The 16337-nt window shown below is 45.2% G+C and carries 10 protein-coding genes; 3 read left to right on the top strand and 7 right to left on the bottom strand.

The window, feature by feature from the left end:
* Positions 1-7 precede the first annotated feature (7 nt).
* From DMB45_RS01860 to DMB45_RS01835, 6 genes are all read right to left on the bottom strand, one after another.
* Positions 8-1597, bottom strand: a complete 1590-nt coding sequence (locus tag DMB45_RS01860) for a S41 family peptidase (protein ID WP_041503753.1) — start codon at positions 1595-1597, stop codon at positions 8-10.
* Between the two features lie 99 nt (positions 1598-1696).
* On the bottom strand, positions 1697-2188 hold the full coding sequence (locus DMB45_RS01855) for a metallophosphoesterase family protein (protein ID WP_041504060.1): 492 nt from the start codon (positions 2186-2188) through the stop codon (positions 1697-1699).
* A 3-nt stretch (positions 2189-2191) separates the two neighbouring features.
* The gene (locus DMB45_RS01850; RefSeq protein WP_041503754.1) at positions 2192-5263 is read right to left on the bottom strand and encodes an AAA family ATPase; all 3072 of its coding nucleotides are present in this window, start codon (positions 5261-5263) and stop codon (positions 2192-2194) included.
* A 21-nt stretch (positions 5264-5284) separates the two neighbouring features.
* Positions 5285-6508, bottom strand: a complete 1224-nt coding sequence (locus tag DMB45_RS01845; protein ID WP_041503755.1) for a metallophosphoesterase family protein — start codon at positions 6506-6508, stop codon at positions 5285-5287.
* 189 nt (positions 6509-6697) lie between these two features.
* Positions 6698-7546, bottom strand: a complete 849-nt coding sequence (gene nfo / locus DMB45_RS01840; RefSeq protein ID WP_110688387.1) for a deoxyribonuclease IV — start codon at positions 7544-7546, stop codon at positions 6698-6700.
* Positions 7547-7884: 338 nt separating this feature from the next.
* A complete protein-coding gene (locus DMB45_RS01835; protein ID WP_041503757.1) occupies positions 7885-11196 on the bottom strand; it encodes a golvesin C-terminal-like domain-containing protein in 3312 nt (1103 codons plus the stop codon).
* 248 nt (positions 11197-11444) lie between these two features.
* Here DMB45_RS01835 and DMB45_RS01830 point away from each other — a divergent pair, with 248 nt between their 5' ends.
* From DMB45_RS01830 to uvrB, 3 genes are all read left to right on the top strand, one after another.
* Positions 11445-13022 carry a peptide chain release factor 3 gene (locus tag DMB45_RS01830; RefSeq protein WP_041503758.1) on the top strand — a complete coding sequence of 526 codons (1578 nt, stop codon included), beginning with the start codon at positions 11445-11447 and terminating at the stop codon, positions 13020-13022.
* 330 nt (positions 13023-13352) lie between these two features.
* On the top strand, positions 13353-13730 hold the full coding sequence (locus DMB45_RS01820; protein ID WP_041504061.1) for a thioesterase family protein: 378 nt from the start codon (positions 13353-13355) through the stop codon (positions 13728-13730).
* 18 nt (positions 13731-13748) lie between these two features.
* On the top strand, positions 13749-15755 hold the full coding sequence (gene uvrB / locus DMB45_RS01815; RefSeq protein WP_041503760.1) for an excinuclease ABC subunit UvrB: 2007 nt from the start codon (positions 13749-13751) through the stop codon (positions 15753-15755).
* Between the two features lie 109 nt (positions 15756-15864).
* Here the strand turns inward: uvrB and DMB45_RS01810 are convergent, their stop codons facing one another.
* On the bottom strand, positions 15865-16323 hold the full coding sequence (locus DMB45_RS01810; protein ID WP_041503761.1) for a GNAT family N-acetyltransferase: 459 nt from the start codon (positions 16321-16323) through the stop codon (positions 15865-15867).
* Positions 16324-16337 lie beyond the last annotated feature (14 nt).

Raw genomic sequence — 16337 nt, 5'->3', positions numbered from 1 at the left:
ATCGAAATCATTTCATCAATTTATCGTATGTACCATCGTGCAGAGCTTTAACAGCCGCATTCAGTGCCTTATTGTCCTCGTTGGTGATCATGTAGAGCTCATTCATGTCCCAGAGATCGCGGGCTATCAAAGCTTTAATAAATTGCTTCATCTCCGGAATAACGGGGGTGAGTAATTTCTGGTCTTTCTTTACTCCCTGTTTCTCTCCGTTAGCCACGATCTCGTTGATCATCGCCTCGGTCACGCGGAAGTCTTTCCGGAAATCTTCAAACTGAGGATACTGTTTTTTCAAACTCGCCCGGTTTTTATCCACGTAGTTCAAAATAAAATCGTTAATCACATTTTTGGCAATCAAGTGGTTGAAATAGGAGTAGTTGATTCCCGTATCGATCGGGACGAATAGATCGGGAATGATTCCACCGCCACCGTATACCAAACGATGTCTCTCTTTCGTGTAATACTTAGTAGAATCGGTCACCTGAATACTGTCCGCATTGACCAACTCTCCGCTATTGTAACGTTCGTACAACTCGGCCCGGTAATCTTTTCCTTTATAAGGTTTTTGGATACAGCGGCCGGAAGGTGTATAGTAATGAGACACGGTCAAACGCACCATAGAGCCGTCTGTCAGAGGAAATTGGCGTTGTACCAACCCCTTCCCGAAAGAACGACGCCCCACGATCAAACCGCGATCCCAATCCTGAACGGCTCCCGAAACGATTTCACTGGCAGAAGCCGAATTCCCATCCAGTAAAACAGCCACTCTTCCGTTTTGGAATAACCCGGCAGGCGTAGAATACTCATCCATACGTCCCGTGGCTTGCCCGTCGGTATAAACGATCAGTTTACGTCCGTCCAGCAAGTGATCGGCAATACCTATGGCCGCCCCCATGTATCCCCCGCCGTTTCCCTGCAAATCGATGATCAGGTCTTTCATTCCCTGAGCCTGCAACTTTTTCACGGCTTCCTCGAACTCTTCAACCGTGGTAGCCGCAAAACGGGCGATTTTTATATACCCGATGTTTTTGTCGATCATATAAGCCGCATCCACACTATGAATCGGTATTTTATCCCGGATAATATTAAAATCAAAACGTTCGTTACCTCTCAAGACGCCGACATTCACACGGGTTCCCTTCTCTCCCTTCAATCTCTTCCGGACCTCCGTGTTGGTCAATCCCATCCCGGCCACGTTTTGTCCATCGATCGCAACAATACGATCCCCGGCCATCATGCCCACCTTTTCGGCAGGTCCACCGGGTACAACGTCCACCACCATCAAAGTATCGCGCAAGATATTGAACTGTATACCGATACCGAAAAAACCGCCCTCCAGGGGTTCATTGGCCTCTTCCACCTCCTCGCGGGAGATGTAGACGGAATGAGGATCCAGATCCGCCAATACCTTTATGATAGCATCTTCCGTCAATTTGCCCAGGTTAACGGTATCCACGTATACCGCATCAATCATTTGCATCAATCGCTGGTACTTGATGGATTGCTCGCGAACGGCCCTTTCGTCCCGTTGTGCGTCTGCCCTTCCCCAGCTAAAACAGGCGATCACAATCAAAACCGCCGATAATAAACTTCTTCTCATATTGTATTATTTTAATTTCTCTTTCATCCTTCTACGTAAAGATTATGCAAATGTAACGAAGAGAAACTATTAATTCTATTAATATAGTCTTAAATCATACTATTTCTCCAATTCGATCAACTCCAGATCGGATATATTTCCGGCTGCAATAACAAAACGAACAGCCGTACGTACCGTATGAAAACCGAATTTTCCAGCCGCTCCCGGATTAATATGCAAACAATCCAAATTTTTATCATATTTTACCTTCGCAATGTGCGAATGCCCGCATACGAACAGTTTAGGATGTTCCTGGTAGATAATTCCGGCTACCTTTTGTTCATAATGTCCCGGATAACCGCCGATATGGGTCATCAACACCTTCACTCCTTCACAATCGAACAATTGTCTTTCAGGAAACATCCGGCGCAATATCCCTCCGTCGATATTACCGTAAACGGCCCGTAAGGTAAAACGCCCGGAGAGCTCGTCCGTAACGGCTGTATCCCCGATATCCCCGCAATGCCAAACCTCATCGCAATCTTTAAAAAATTCCACGATCTTAGGGTCTAACCACCCGTGCGTATCCGATAACAAACCGATTTTCATAATCATTTATTTTTGTGTTACAATAGTTCCTCTTTCACTCGTGTTTTCCACCTGTATACAGGCCGGAACCTCCTGCTGCATCTCCTCCACGTGAGATATAAGGCCCACGATCCGGTTTTCATCCCGTAAAGCTTTCAGGGTGTCGAAGACGACAGACAACGACTCTTTGTCGAGGGAACCGAACCCCTCGTCTAAAAAGAAAAAGTTCTGCTTGCACCCCGACAGATGCCGGATGTTATCCGTCAAAGCCAAAGCTAAAGAGAGGGAAGCCTGAAAGATTTGCCCGCCGGAAAGAGTTCTCGCACTCCGGGTCCTTCCCTCGTTCATAAAGTCACGCACCAGAAAATCGTTATCTTCACTCAACTCCAATTTCAATCGTTGACGGGTCATCCGGAAAAAACGCTCGTTCGCCGCATTACATAAATTCTGCAAATAAATGGAAGAGACAAATTTGACAAAATCGTTTCCCCGGAAAAGTCCTTTCAACAGCTGGAGATTCTGAAGACGCTCTTCCAAAACGGTTAACTCTTTCCGGATCTCCAGCAGGGAGGCATAGCGCTTCTCCAAATCCGAAATATGATTGTCTAAAGCCCCTAATTCCGCTACCAACTCCCGTTCGCGGAATTGTTTTGCGGAAATTTCTTTTTGCAAGGTCATGTACTGATCCTCATCATAGACAACGTCTTTCAACAAGTTTTCCAATTCGATTCTCCGTAACCTTACCGCATGCAGTTGCTGATTATATCGATTTATTTTTTCGTGGGATTCTTGAATATGTATCTTTTTCTTTAATACCTCTTTCACGGGTTCTATACCGGAATAATCCGTACCCTTTAAAAGGGAACCCAATTGTTTTCTCACACTCTCCTCTTCCTTTCTTAACCGGATAAATTCCCGCTCTTTTTCCTCTATATTTCCTTCCAATTTACGATTTTCCAACTCCATTTCCCGTCGCTTTTCCACGGCCCCCGCGTAATCCTTTTCCAATTTCTCCAATTCCCTGTTTCCTTCCGTCAACACCTTGTTCAACTGCTCCAAACCGTAGGATTCATATCTTTCCGTATCGAGTCCTTCGATCTGTGCCGCCAATAACTCCACCTGCGCTCTTCTCTGTACCAACAACCGGTCGATCTCATCCAACCTGAGTCTGTATTTTTCCAAGTTTTCCCGTTGAAGCTCAATCTGCTCGCCGGTTCGAGCGATCCGGCCCTCCTGCCTTTCCCGCCGGACTTTCAACTCCGCCGCCCGTTTCATCTCCTCCTCGACCTTCTCCGGACACTCCGGGGAATAGGTTTTCCAGCCAAATAGATCCGAATGTTTTTTCATTGCCTCTTCTGTCTCTTTCATCGCAGCCTCCAGCTGATCTTCCCGTTCCCGACATACCCGGTAACGTTCATTCAGCAAGGTCAAACGGGAAGTTAAAACCGAAAGCTCTTTCTCTTCGTTCTCCAACTGTACGATCAAATCGGTATTTTCCTTAACATCTCCCTCCACAGCTTCCGCATGCAAAGGATAAGGATGCGACAATGCACCGCATAAAGGGCAAGGAGTTCCTTCCGACAACTCCATGGCAAAAGTCGCCAAACATTCACGGGTTCCCAAACGCAACGCCTCTTTTCGCAAAAACTTCAACCGCTCGGCAACCGACTCCGTCTGTTCCCTGCATGCCTTTAACCATACTTCTCCTTCTACCTTCTCCAAATGTTGTATAACCGTATACTTTTTCCGCAACGCGATATACTCCCCGATAAGTTCCTCTTTCTCATTTTCGATTTTCTTTTTTTCTTTCCCGTCTTTTTCCCGACCCGTCAACAAGTGTTGACGAACGGTAAACCACTCCCGGATATCTGACAAAACCCTCATATCGGGGATAACCCGTATCAACTCTTCCAACTCCTTCTTCTCCCGTTTCGACTCTTCCTGTCGTTTTTCAATCTCCTGACGGGTCTTTACGACTATCTCTTCGCCTTTTGCTTTCCGACCTTCCAAATCACGGCATTCTCTTTCTACTTCCAAGCGACGAATAAAGGCATCTACACGCTCCATTCGTTTCCTTATCTCCTCTTTTTCCCCGTATCTCTCCTGAAGAACTTCAAAATTTTTCATAAAGGAGAGTAAAATCTCTTTTTTCTCTTCCCCGATTTTCCGCAGGTTTTCCAAAGCCAATCTCACCTCTCCCGAACGATGTTGGAGATCTTCCAGGTTTCCTACCGGTTGTTGAAAATGCTGAAGACAAAACTCATATTCCGTCAGTTCGGCCTGCAACCGCTCCATTTCCGGTTGCATATCAACCAACTGCCGCTCCGTCTCTTTTTTCACGGCCAATTCGTCCAAAAGCAGTTTTGTCGTTTTCAGCTTCTCTTCCCGGGATAAAATCTCCCGTATCTCCTCTTTCAATCGTTCCTCCTCCGTTTTCAACTCTTCCCGTTTCTCCCGTTTTTCTTGTATCGTTTCCGGGGCGACCTCTCCCAATCCGACGATCCGGCCTCGAAAATCAGTCACTTGTTGCCGGGTTTCGGTCTCTAATGTCGTCACGCTTTCTGAAAGATCGTATTGACGCAGATCTCCGAAAAGTTCCATCATCATCTCCGTTCGCTCCTTGTCCCGCAACATCAGGAAATCCTGAAACTTTCCTTGCGGAATAATCACGACCCGTTTAAAATTCTGCACGGTCAACCCGATGACTCCGATCAATCCCTCCCGGGTAAACGGGTGCCACTCTCCTTTCTCTTCAAAATAGTAATTGAACTTCGGAGAAGAAACATCCGTAAAATTCTTCCGGTTACGTTTACTCTCCACGGAAGCCCGGTATCTTCTCCCTTCCCTTCCCGCAACAAACTCAAAATCCACGAAAAGCCGATCGGCCTGCAAATTCATCAGATTGTACTTCACCTCCGTATTCAAACGATCGATAGTTCCGTATAAGACATATATCATCGCTTCCAATATAGTCGACTTACCGCTTCCTACCGGCCCGAATATACCGAACAGTTTAGCCCCGGTCAGTCGGGTAAAATCAATCGTTTGCCGCTCCCGGTACGAATAAATTCCTTCCAATGTCAGCTTTACGGGAATCATATAAATATAATTAATAGCACGTTATCGTTCTTTATTTTTAGCCAGTACCTCCTGAAAGAGTGTCATCAGTTCCTTGTTGGGTTCCTGTCCCTTCCGGCTTTTAAAATACTCGGCAAACAATGCGTTCACGTCCGAACGCAATTCATGAATCGAAACGGCACGGGCTGCCGTTAGCGACTCGTTCTTCACTTCCGGAATCAACCATACGATCCGGTCGTGAGCGGCGTATATGGCTCTTGTCTCCGCCGCCGTCAGGTAAGTATCCGTTACCACGGTCAACTCGACCCATACATCGGGATTTTCATTCAACCACCGGATAGCTTCTCCGGCTCCATAAAATCTTTTCCTGACCAGCGGACAACCGCTTTTTAAAACCCTTCTTTCGACCGATGGAGCCTTTCCGGGTTCTACCTCCACCAACACAACATACTTCTGTTGTTCCGCCTCGCTAAAACTGTAACTTAACGGGCTACCGCTATAAACTACCGGACAGGGAACCGTATCGATCATCCGATACCGGTGCAGATGGCCCAATCCCGCGTATTGTACGGCAGCCGGAATCATGGAGGAATATACCGCATCGGCACCTCCCACCTGAATAGGACGTTCATCTTCGGGCTCTTCAGGAACCTCGCCTCCTTCCCTCATTACAAAAAGATGGGCGATCAGTAGATTTACACCCGAATCGTCACAATAGCATTTGGCTGTTTCCTGCCAGTGTTCGGCCAACTCTTCCCGCAAACGGGCAGGTCGATCCTCTGTTCCTAAAAACTTCTTCAGTCGTTGCTCATTCGTGTATGGAGTATGTATAATCCGCAACGAATAATCGTATCCCGGAAGACGGAAAGCAGCGTATCCCCGGTCAGCCTCTATCAGGCTTACCTCTCCTTCGATAACGGAGGTCCTTAACTCCGTCATGGGATTACCCACGAAAAATATACCGCACTCTTTAGCCAGCACGTCGGGAGAGTCAATCCGGTCCGGCGAATCGTGATTTCCGGCAATGGCCACCACCAAACGACGTCCCCTGTCTGCCAACCGATAGAGGGTACGGTATAACAATTCGATGGCTTCCACCGGAGGATTGTAAGTATCGAAAAGATCTCCGGCCACCACGACGGCATCCACCCGCTCCTCCCCGGCAATACGTACAATCTCGTCCATTACCTCTATCTGCTCGGCCATCCGTTCCCGTTCGTTCAAACGTTTTCCCAAATGCCAATCCGAAGTATGCAAAATCTTCATACTTTATCTGTTTTATTCGTTATTTCGCACCCGTTACACACTTTTAAAACAGTTCTGCAATCCACCGGTCAGAAGATCCGATCCCAAAACCATATAACCTCTCAATCACCCAATCTTTTAATCACCTAATCCCTAAATCACCTAATCCCTAAATCACCTAATCCCTAAATCACCTAATCCCTAAATCGATCAATCCTTTACAAATCCTTTCAACATCTCTATCTCTTCCGGCCATAACGATTCGTCGGGAGTCTCCAAGATAAGCGGAATATCGTCGAAACGAGGATCCTGCATAATCATCTTAAATGTCTCTATCCCCAACCCGCCTTTACCGATACTTTCATGGCGGTCCACCCGTGAGCCCAATCCTTTTTTGGCATCGTTCAAGTGCATTCCCATCAGGTATTTAAAACCGATCACCCGGTCGAAATGCTCGAAAGTTTCCGTGAAACCGGAGGATGTCGACAAATCGTATCCCGCAGCAAAAGCATGACAGGTATCGATACATACCCCCACCCGGCTTTTATCTTCCACCCGGTCGATGACGTAAGCGATTTGCTCGAACCGGTAACCCAAATTAGAGCCTTGTCCGGCCGTGTTCTCGATAACGGCACTTACCCCTTCGGTCTTGCTCAACGCCCAATTGATGGATTCAGCAATCCGTTGCAGGCACTCCTCGTCGGTGATCTCTTTTAAGGAACTTCCCGGATGAAAATTCAACCGATCCAGTCCCAACTGCTCACAACGCTGCATCTCGTCCAAAAACGCCTCTCTCGATTTCTCCAAAGCACCCGCTTCGGGGTGCCCTAAGTTAATCAGATAGCTATCGTGCGGCAATATCTGCTTAGGCATATATCCCCATTGTTCGCAACGCTCCTTAAAAAGGACTATGTTTTCAGCCGAAAGCGGTGCTGCCTTCCATTGCCGCTGATTTTTCGTAAAGAGGGCAAAAGCCGTGGCCCCGATCTCATGAGCATTTAACGGAGCATTCTCTACTCCTCCCGATGCGCTCACGTGCGCTCCTATATATTTTTTCATTCTTTCAAGTTTTTAATCTCTTCATGCTAACTCCGTAATAACCTTTCAAACGATATAAATTGCAAGAAGTTATACTCGTATACAAAGATAGGGAGGTAATTTGAAAATTCAATAAAAAGTTCCGGATAGTTTAATTACCCGGAACTCCCACACCAGCGTGTTTTGTCTATTTCTTTTTTTCTTTTGTTTTATGCATGACCACATTAATTTCCGTTTGATTCCCAACCGTAATTTCCTGTGTTTTCATTCCTTTTTTCGAAAAGACCAATACTCCGCTTGCCGAAGCATATATGACATATTTCCCAAAACAATTTTAAAACAAAAATTATTAAAATAAATTATTTATCACCCATAAATTTCCATTTCACCGCATCGGCATAGATCACCTGTTCTTCCTCCACTCCTTTATCGCTTAACACGATTTGATTCTCTCCGGCAGAAAGGTCAAATTCACCCAAAGAAAGCCATCCCTTGCCCTCTTCCGTCTTCACCGAGACCTGCCTTATTCCATCACGATCTGTCAGCTCGTAATTCTGTACGGGCTCCCCATCCATTCTCACTTGATACGCTCCAATGTAAACAAACAGTTCGTACACCCCGCTCTTTGGCAAGTCTGTTTTCCAAATCGCCTTGGCTTTTCCTTCTCCTGCCTTTTTATATACCAGACTCCGAACTACATTTCCGTAAATTCCGGAACTTCCCGCACAATAAGTCCAGCGAGTCGGTAAAAGCTGTCCCATATCGCGTAAGGCGATATAATCAAACTGGTATTTTTTCTCCTTCCGACTCTCCTTTTCAAACAGACGCTGCCGTTTGTCCGCTTCCACCAATTGGAAACCGGGATCTTCATTATCCACGATAAATTCATCCGGGGCCGGAGCAAAAACACTATCGTCTATATCAAAAATACCATCCGCCGTATCCCGGACCTCATCCGGTTCCTTATAAAGGACTTCCGTATACCCGTGAGGTATATTGGAGGAGAGATTTAAATTCAATTCATAATTCAACTGTTTTGTCTTTACAAGCTTTTTAATCTCTTTACTCTCCCCTGCCGGAATAAAGTAACAATATGTCATCTTGTCAAAATCGGCAAGAGATAAAGACAAATTTACAATACCATCCACTTTACCGGTATTTTTTATTTTAAAACGTACCCTGTACATATCCTCCTCTTCATCGGTAATCACCTTATCCACCCCGATATCTTTTATCAGATAAGCGGGGATTTCTCGTCCACGAAACCAGTCCGGTAATATTTTTTCCAAGTCCACTCCCTTTTCCGATTTCAATTTTCGCATAAACTCGTTAAAGTCCATTTCCTGAAAAGGATAGAGAGATTTAAACTCTTCAACAAAGAGATAAAACTCTTTTTCTGGTATGCTAAGAGAGACATAGTCTTTAATATAATTCATTTTTAGCATAAGAATCGCTTCAAAAACAGGATCCGGAATAAAAGTATCTCGTAAGGCATCCTCCAAGCTACGAGTGGATAAATATCGATCAGCTTTCAGCATCTCATCACTTCCGTTAAAATCTGCTCTCCCGGCCCTTTTCCGTTCCAAGAGGGTAAACATAACCTTATCCATAATCGGATAATCGTTCGAAAAAAAATAACCGGAATAATTAAAAAACAACGGCGATACATATTGCCCGTTAGGTTCCAATCGCGGAACCCGAAAACCTTCGGCAAAAGCGGGAATAAAAACATTATTTATTCCCATGGACACCTTTTGAGACGTAAGATAATATATAAAAAAAGCTAAAAATTCCTCCTCGAAAGAACGATTACTCACTATACCCATAGTTAACTGTCTTTGGTAATTCTCTTCAAAACTCCGAAACGAATTCTTCACGTTCATCCATCTTACAGGATACCATCTCTCCGGAAATAAGACAAGCTCTGGCTGTACACATTCACCGACGGATTTCCATGACCTGGAATTTACCGCAAAAGATACCGGGGTCTCTAACATCACAAGCTTTCGAAACGGGTAGTCTTTCAATTTCAATCTACCCATGGATCTTTTTAACACGTTTTGGAACTCTTCCGTCGTCATGTTTTTAAACAAAGGCGACAGTTGGTCGTGTCCTTTAAAACTGTATAATTCAAACATGACGGAATCCACCCTGACGGAACGGCTCTCGAAATTTCCCATGCACAATGTCACCCCCTGTAAACGTTGCCAATTATAAAATCGTACCGAATCTCCCTCACGTATTCTTTCTCCCTGTGATACCACACTCCGTCGGCTCGGATCAAAAACCCGAAGTCGAAAATCCGTGAAATCTTTTCCCGTTGCATGAAGGAAAGAGAGATTCACCGGGGATACCGCCACCGGATACCAAAGACATTCCGGAGTTAACAACGTGTATTTATCCCCCACAAAGGCATAACGTTTTCCGAAGCGCATCGGACAATTATACCATTGCATATGCCAATAATCTGCCGAGGGAACCTCGAGATAACACACCCGTTCATCGATCTTCCCCTTGTAAGTCAGGCTAAAAGTACAGGTATCCCCACCTTTTAACGGTCGCTTTACCACAACGATTTGATTCTCCCGATCATACTCCACCGACTGTCCGGAAGACTCGTTAAAAGAAATAATTTGTAAACCGGGATTCAAATACAGAACCCATTGTTCCACGGGCGATTTATCCCGGTTAATAATTTCCAACCGACTCTTTCCCAAAATTTGATTTCCCTTTTGTTCTACCTCCAGATCATGACGATTGACCCGAATAAAGGGAGAGGGAGTATGTTGTAAAGCGAATTTCAAGTAAATTTTACGGGTAGTCTCATCCTGCCAGTAACGAACCGAATGGAAAATACCCGTGCCCGAACCCAGCATCACAAGAACCGCACCCATCAAATACCCGTACCGAATCTCCTTCCTTCCGTTCGGCAAACGACACTCTCCTCCTATCGACCATAACAACAAGCCTACGCCAAGTGTCAAATAAATGAAACGATATGAGATATAAGCTATTATCCCCATGCAGTCTGTCACGTCCGAGAATACATTGGGTATATCTGTCGATGTGAAGTCCCAAATACCATGTCCTAAATCGGTTAAATAATATAGCGTTCCCAAGAAAAAAGTAAATAAAACGACAAGACCAAGACCCGTATTCCGAATCCACCCCGTCACAAAAATCGATAATCCTGTCATAAAAATCAATGCCGGAAAAGAGAGTGTCGACCAATAGAAAGGATAATCCCAGAAACAAAAGGGAGACTCACTCGCGAACAGGTTTATTCCCATGGCCAACAGTAAAGAGAATAATTGAAATATAGAAAGCAACACAATAATTCCCAATCCTTTACCCCACAAGTATTCCGTATTACCGACTGACCTTACCCGCCCGGATTCCAACGTGTCCCTGCTCTTCTCCCTTCGACGCCATTCTACAACGGCCAAAATCACCAGTATCGATTGAAGTAGAGTGAAAAGATAGGTATTCACGTAAGGTATTGCGCCCGGTAGGGCAATCATAAACCGATTGACGTCCTGATCTCCTTGAAGCAAGTATTGTTCCCCGATAATGGCAATTATTCCCCATACCAGTAAAATTCGAACTATCCAATTACGTCCTAATAATCGTCTTTCGTAACGAGCTACAGTAATAACTCTTTTTAGTTGCATAATTTTCCTTTTTATATAGACACCACCAAATCAATCAAAGGATGAATGTGAATTGTAGTAAATATAAAAAATATTTTTATTCCGGTTATACTTTACGAAAAAAACAAGCGATAACGTTTTAAACGTAATGGAAAATAGACTCGATATTTTTACGTCCGCAATTTTTCTGCCTTAAACCTTAAATTAAATACTCAAATCATTATCTTTGCAGCCGCAAAAAATAGTCGTATATATTCACACGGAAATACATGGGTTTTACTGAAGAGATATTAAGAAGACGTACTTTTGGCATTGTCAGCCACCCGGATGCGGGTAAAACGACCTTAACGGAAAAATTACTCCTTTTCGGGGGAGCCATTCATATTGCCGGAGCGGTTAAATCGAACAAGATTAAAAAAACGGCTACCTCGGACTTTATGGAAATCGAAAGACAAAGAGGTATTTCAGTGGCCACCTCCGTGATGGGGTTCGAATACAAAGACGTCAAAATTAATATCTTGGATACCCCCGGTCACCAGGACTTCGCCGAAGACACTTTCCGGGTATTGACGGCCTGCGACAGCGTGATTATCGTGATCGACGCCGCCAAGGGTGTGGAAACCCAAACCCGCAAACTGATGCAGGTATGCCGGATGCGCAAAACTCCCGTTATTGTTTTTATCAATAAACTGGACCGGCCGGCAAACGATCCTTTCGATATACTGGACGACATCGAAAAGGAGTTGCAAATCAAGGTAAATCCTTTAAGTTGGCCTATCGGCAGCGGTGATACCTTTAAAGGTATTTACAACCTCCACAAACAGAATTTATGCCTCTATTCGGCCAGCGTACAAACCATACAGGACGGTATCGAACTGAACGATATCGATAGCCCGGAACTGGACGAGTACATCGGAGAACGGAGTGCCCAACAATTGCGGGACGATTTAGAGTTGGTTCGGGAAGTATATCCGGGTATAAACCGCAAGGAGTACTTGGATGCCACGGTGGCTCCCGTCTTTTTCGGTTCGGCTTTAAATAATTTCGGTATCCGGGAGATGCTGGATTGTTTTATCGAAATAGCCCCCTCGCCGCTTCCCCGGGAGACGGAAGAACGAATAGTCCGCCCGGAAGAGGATAAATTTACCGGATTTATCTTTAAGATCCACGCCAACATGGACCCAAACCACCGGGACCGCATTGCTTTCGTGAAGGTATGCTCCGGCATATTCAAGCGGAACACCAATTACCTGCACGTGGGATTGGGAAAAAATTTAAAATTCTCTACCCCTACCGCTTTTATGGCTTCTAAAAAATCCATCATCGACGAAGCCTATCCCGGTGATATCGTCGGCTTGCATGACACGGGTAATTTTAAGATCGGAGACACCCTGACGGAAGGAGAAAAACTGCATTTCAAAGGAATTCCCAGCTTCTCGCCCGAACTCTTCAAATACATCGAGAATGCCGATCCGATGAAATCCAAACAGTTAGCCAAAGGAATCGATCAATTAATGGACGAAGGTGTCGCCCAATTATTTGTCAACCAATTTAATAACCGAAAAATCATCGGGACGGTGGGAGCCTTACAATTCGAGGTAATAGAATACCGCTTACTCCACGAGTACGGTGCCGCCTGTCGCTGGGAAAACATCAACCTTTACAAAGCGTGCTGGATCGAAGCGTTAGATTACAAAGAGTTAGAAGACTTTAAGCTCCATAAAGCCCAGTATTTGGCTAAAGACAAGTGGGGACGGGACGTATTCTTAGCCGAATCGCAATACATGCTTCAAATGGCACAGAATAACTATAAAAAGTTGCTCTTCCACTTTACCTCGGAGTTTTAATCCGAGGTAAAAATTCTTTATAACCTCGTCAAAAGAGTCAGGAAATTTTCAAAGAAGAAAACGTGTTCGATTTTTCCGGCATAAACGAGCATACGGACGATATACGCAATTAATACGAACTTCTCATTCATCCCCAAGCAAGCCGAAAACCATTGGAAAAGATTTACAGCACGGATCAAATACCACACTGTAAAGAAGAAAAATAACCGGAATAGAAACAAAGGGTCCGTCTCCATTCGATAAAAGCAGAGATCAACCGTCAAAAATCCTCAAAAACATGGTATGGGCCAGATAATTCAGTAACTTTGTATGTCAAATACAAATAAAGTTATGGAAATAAAGATAGGATTCTCTTTTACTCAGGAGATTATCGTGAGACATGAAGATACCGCAGCCGTGTACGGATCGGGTAAATTAGAGGTGTTCGCAACCCCTGCCATGGTCGGTTTAATGGAAAATACCGCTATCAAATGTTTAGAAGGCATGTTGGAAGCCGAAAACGACACGGTCGGTATAGAAATCAACGTGAAGCACGTGAAAGCCACTCCCGTCGGTAAAAAAGTAGGATGTAAGGCAACCATTACGGAAACAGAAGGACGTCGCATTCGCTTTGAAATCGAGGCATGGGATGAAACCGCAACAATCGGTACGGCTGTTCATGATCGTTTTATCATCAATCCCGTGAAATTTTTGAGTAAACTCGGTTAACATCAATCGCACAGATCCATGTTCAAGTTAACGTCACAGTATACGCCGACCGGAGACCAACCGGAGGCCATAGAGCAACTCGTGAAAGGCATCGAGGGGAGTGATCCGTGTCAGGTCTTACTCGGGGTAACCGGATCGGGAAAAACATTTACCGTTGCCAATGTAATCCAAAAAATACAACGCCCGACCCTGATTCTAAGCCATAATAAGACGTTAGCGGCCCAGTTATACGGGGAATTCAAGGCATTTTTTCCGGAAAATGCCGTAGAATATTTCGTTTCCTACTACGATTACTATCAACCGGAGGCCTATTTACCCGTTACCAACACGTATATCGAGAAAGATCTTGCTATCAACGATGAAATAGATAAGCTCCGTCTACGGGCTACCGCTTCCCTGCTATCCGGACGTCGGGATGTCATTGTCGTATCTTCCGTCTCCTGTTTATATGGAATGGCAGATCCGACCGCTTTCGGGGCCAACACGATCAGGTTGCGAACCGGGATGAAGATTGCAAGAAACCAACTACTTCGCAGGTTGGTGGATGCTCTATATGCCAATAACGAATTGGAATTCAAAAGAGGCTCATTCCGTGCCAAAGGGGAAACGGTAGACATATTCCCTTCGATTGAAACTTTCGACGGCATAGCTTACCGACTCGAATTTTGGGGGGATGAGATCGACCGGATCTCCTCTTTCAGTCCCCAAACCGGAAAAATAATAGATACTTTAGAAACCTTAAACATCTATCCCGCCAATCTTTTCGTGACGGACAAGGCCACCGTTGCCAAAGCCATACACGATATAGAGCAAGATTTGATCGTACAGGTCGATTTTCTAAAATCCATCGGAAAACATTTTGAAGCCAAACGATTGGAAGAACGGGTAAAATACGATGTGGAGATGATACGCGAGTTAGGGTATTGTGCCGGAATAGAAAATTATTCCCGTTATTTCGACGGAAGAGCCGCAGGCATACGTCCGTTTTGCCTGCTGGATTACTTTCCCCGGGATTTTTTACTCGTGGTCGACGAATCCCATGTTACTCTTCCCCAGGTGAGGGCCATGTACGGGGGAGATCACTCCCGCAAGCAGACTCTGGTGGAATACGGATTCCGTCTCCCGGCCGCCTTCGACAACCGGCCGCTCACGTTCGAAGAGTTCGAGGCCAACACGGGACAAACCATATACGTCAGTGCCACACCCGCCGATTACGAACTGGAAAAATGCAACGGGGTCGTCGTGGAGCAAATCATCCGCCCGACGGGCATCCTGGATCCGGAAATAGAGGTTGTACCCAGTAAGAATCAAATAGATCATCTCATAAACGAAATACAGAAACGAATAGAGCTTAACGAGAAGGTATTGGTCACGACCCTCACCAAACGCATGGCGGAGGAGCTGAGCAAATACCTCGACCGTATCAGCATCAAATGTCAATACATTCATTCGGACGTAGATACGCTCGAACGGGTACAAATCATCGAAAACCTTCGGAAAGGAGTCATCGATGTCATCGTCGGCGTAAACCTGTTACGGGAAGGACTGGATATGCCGGAAGTCTCTTTAGTCGCCATTTTGGATGCCGATAAAGAGGGTTTCCTGCGGTCTACCCGTTCGCTGATCCAGACTTCAGGCAGGGCTGCCCGTAATCTGAACGGAAAGGTCATCATGTATGCCGATACCGTTACCCGCTCCATGCAAGAGACCATCGACGAAACAAGATACCGCCGGGAGAAGCAAACGGAATACAATCGCCAGCACGGTATTACGCCGACTCAAGTTCATAAAACCACCGAATCGGTCTTAAAAGAGACTTCTCGCGCCTATGTCGAAGAAGAGCACGTAAATACGGCTGCCGACCCAGTCGTCGCCTACATGAGCAAACCGGAAATAGAAAAAATGCTACAAAAAACCAAAGCCGCCATGCAAAAAGCGGCTAAAGAAACAGATTTTCTGGAAGCCGCTCGTCTACGGGACGAAATGTTTAAATTGGAGGAACATCTAAGGAAATTAACGAATTAACCATTGAGGGATTCTAAGATTGAGGGGTTGGCGATTTAAAGAGGGTAAGATCAGCACTCAATCGTAAATTAAAATATTCACCAATCTCTAAATATGGGCGAAATTACCCCTATTCTCTCGAAGAGCCTTCGCTTTTCAAGCTCATATGCAGAATAGGGAACGGTTTTCCAAAAGCATCCGTTGCATTCCTCCCGGTTACTTCAAAGCCCATCCGCTCGTAAAAACAGAGCGCATTTTCATTCTGTTCGTTTACGTCAACCTTAGAAATTCCTCTGCATTGCACGGCATAATGCAATAAACGTCGCCCCAATCCCGTTCTTTGTACTCCGGGATGGACAAACAACATTTCAAGCATATCTTCCCGAATTCCCATAAAAGCCAGAATTCGCCCCTCATTCCCCCGAATGACAAAGAGCGATACGGCATCAAGATATTGATTCCGCACCAAAGGCTTAAAAAAACGAATATCCTCCTCCGCAAGAAAATCATGAGTAGCCCGAACCGAGGCTTCCCAGAGGTCGGTCAATTCATCGTAATCACAAACTGAAGGTCGTACAATCTCACTCATTTTCAATTATTTAT

Origin of the sequence: Sanguibacteroides justesenii (genome assembly GCF_003204205.1) — a bacterium.
GTDB lineage: Bacteria > Bacteroidota > Bacteroidia > Bacteroidales > Marinifilaceae > Gabonibacter > Gabonibacter massiliensis.
This window is presented reverse-complemented; position numbering and strand designations above follow the sequence as displayed.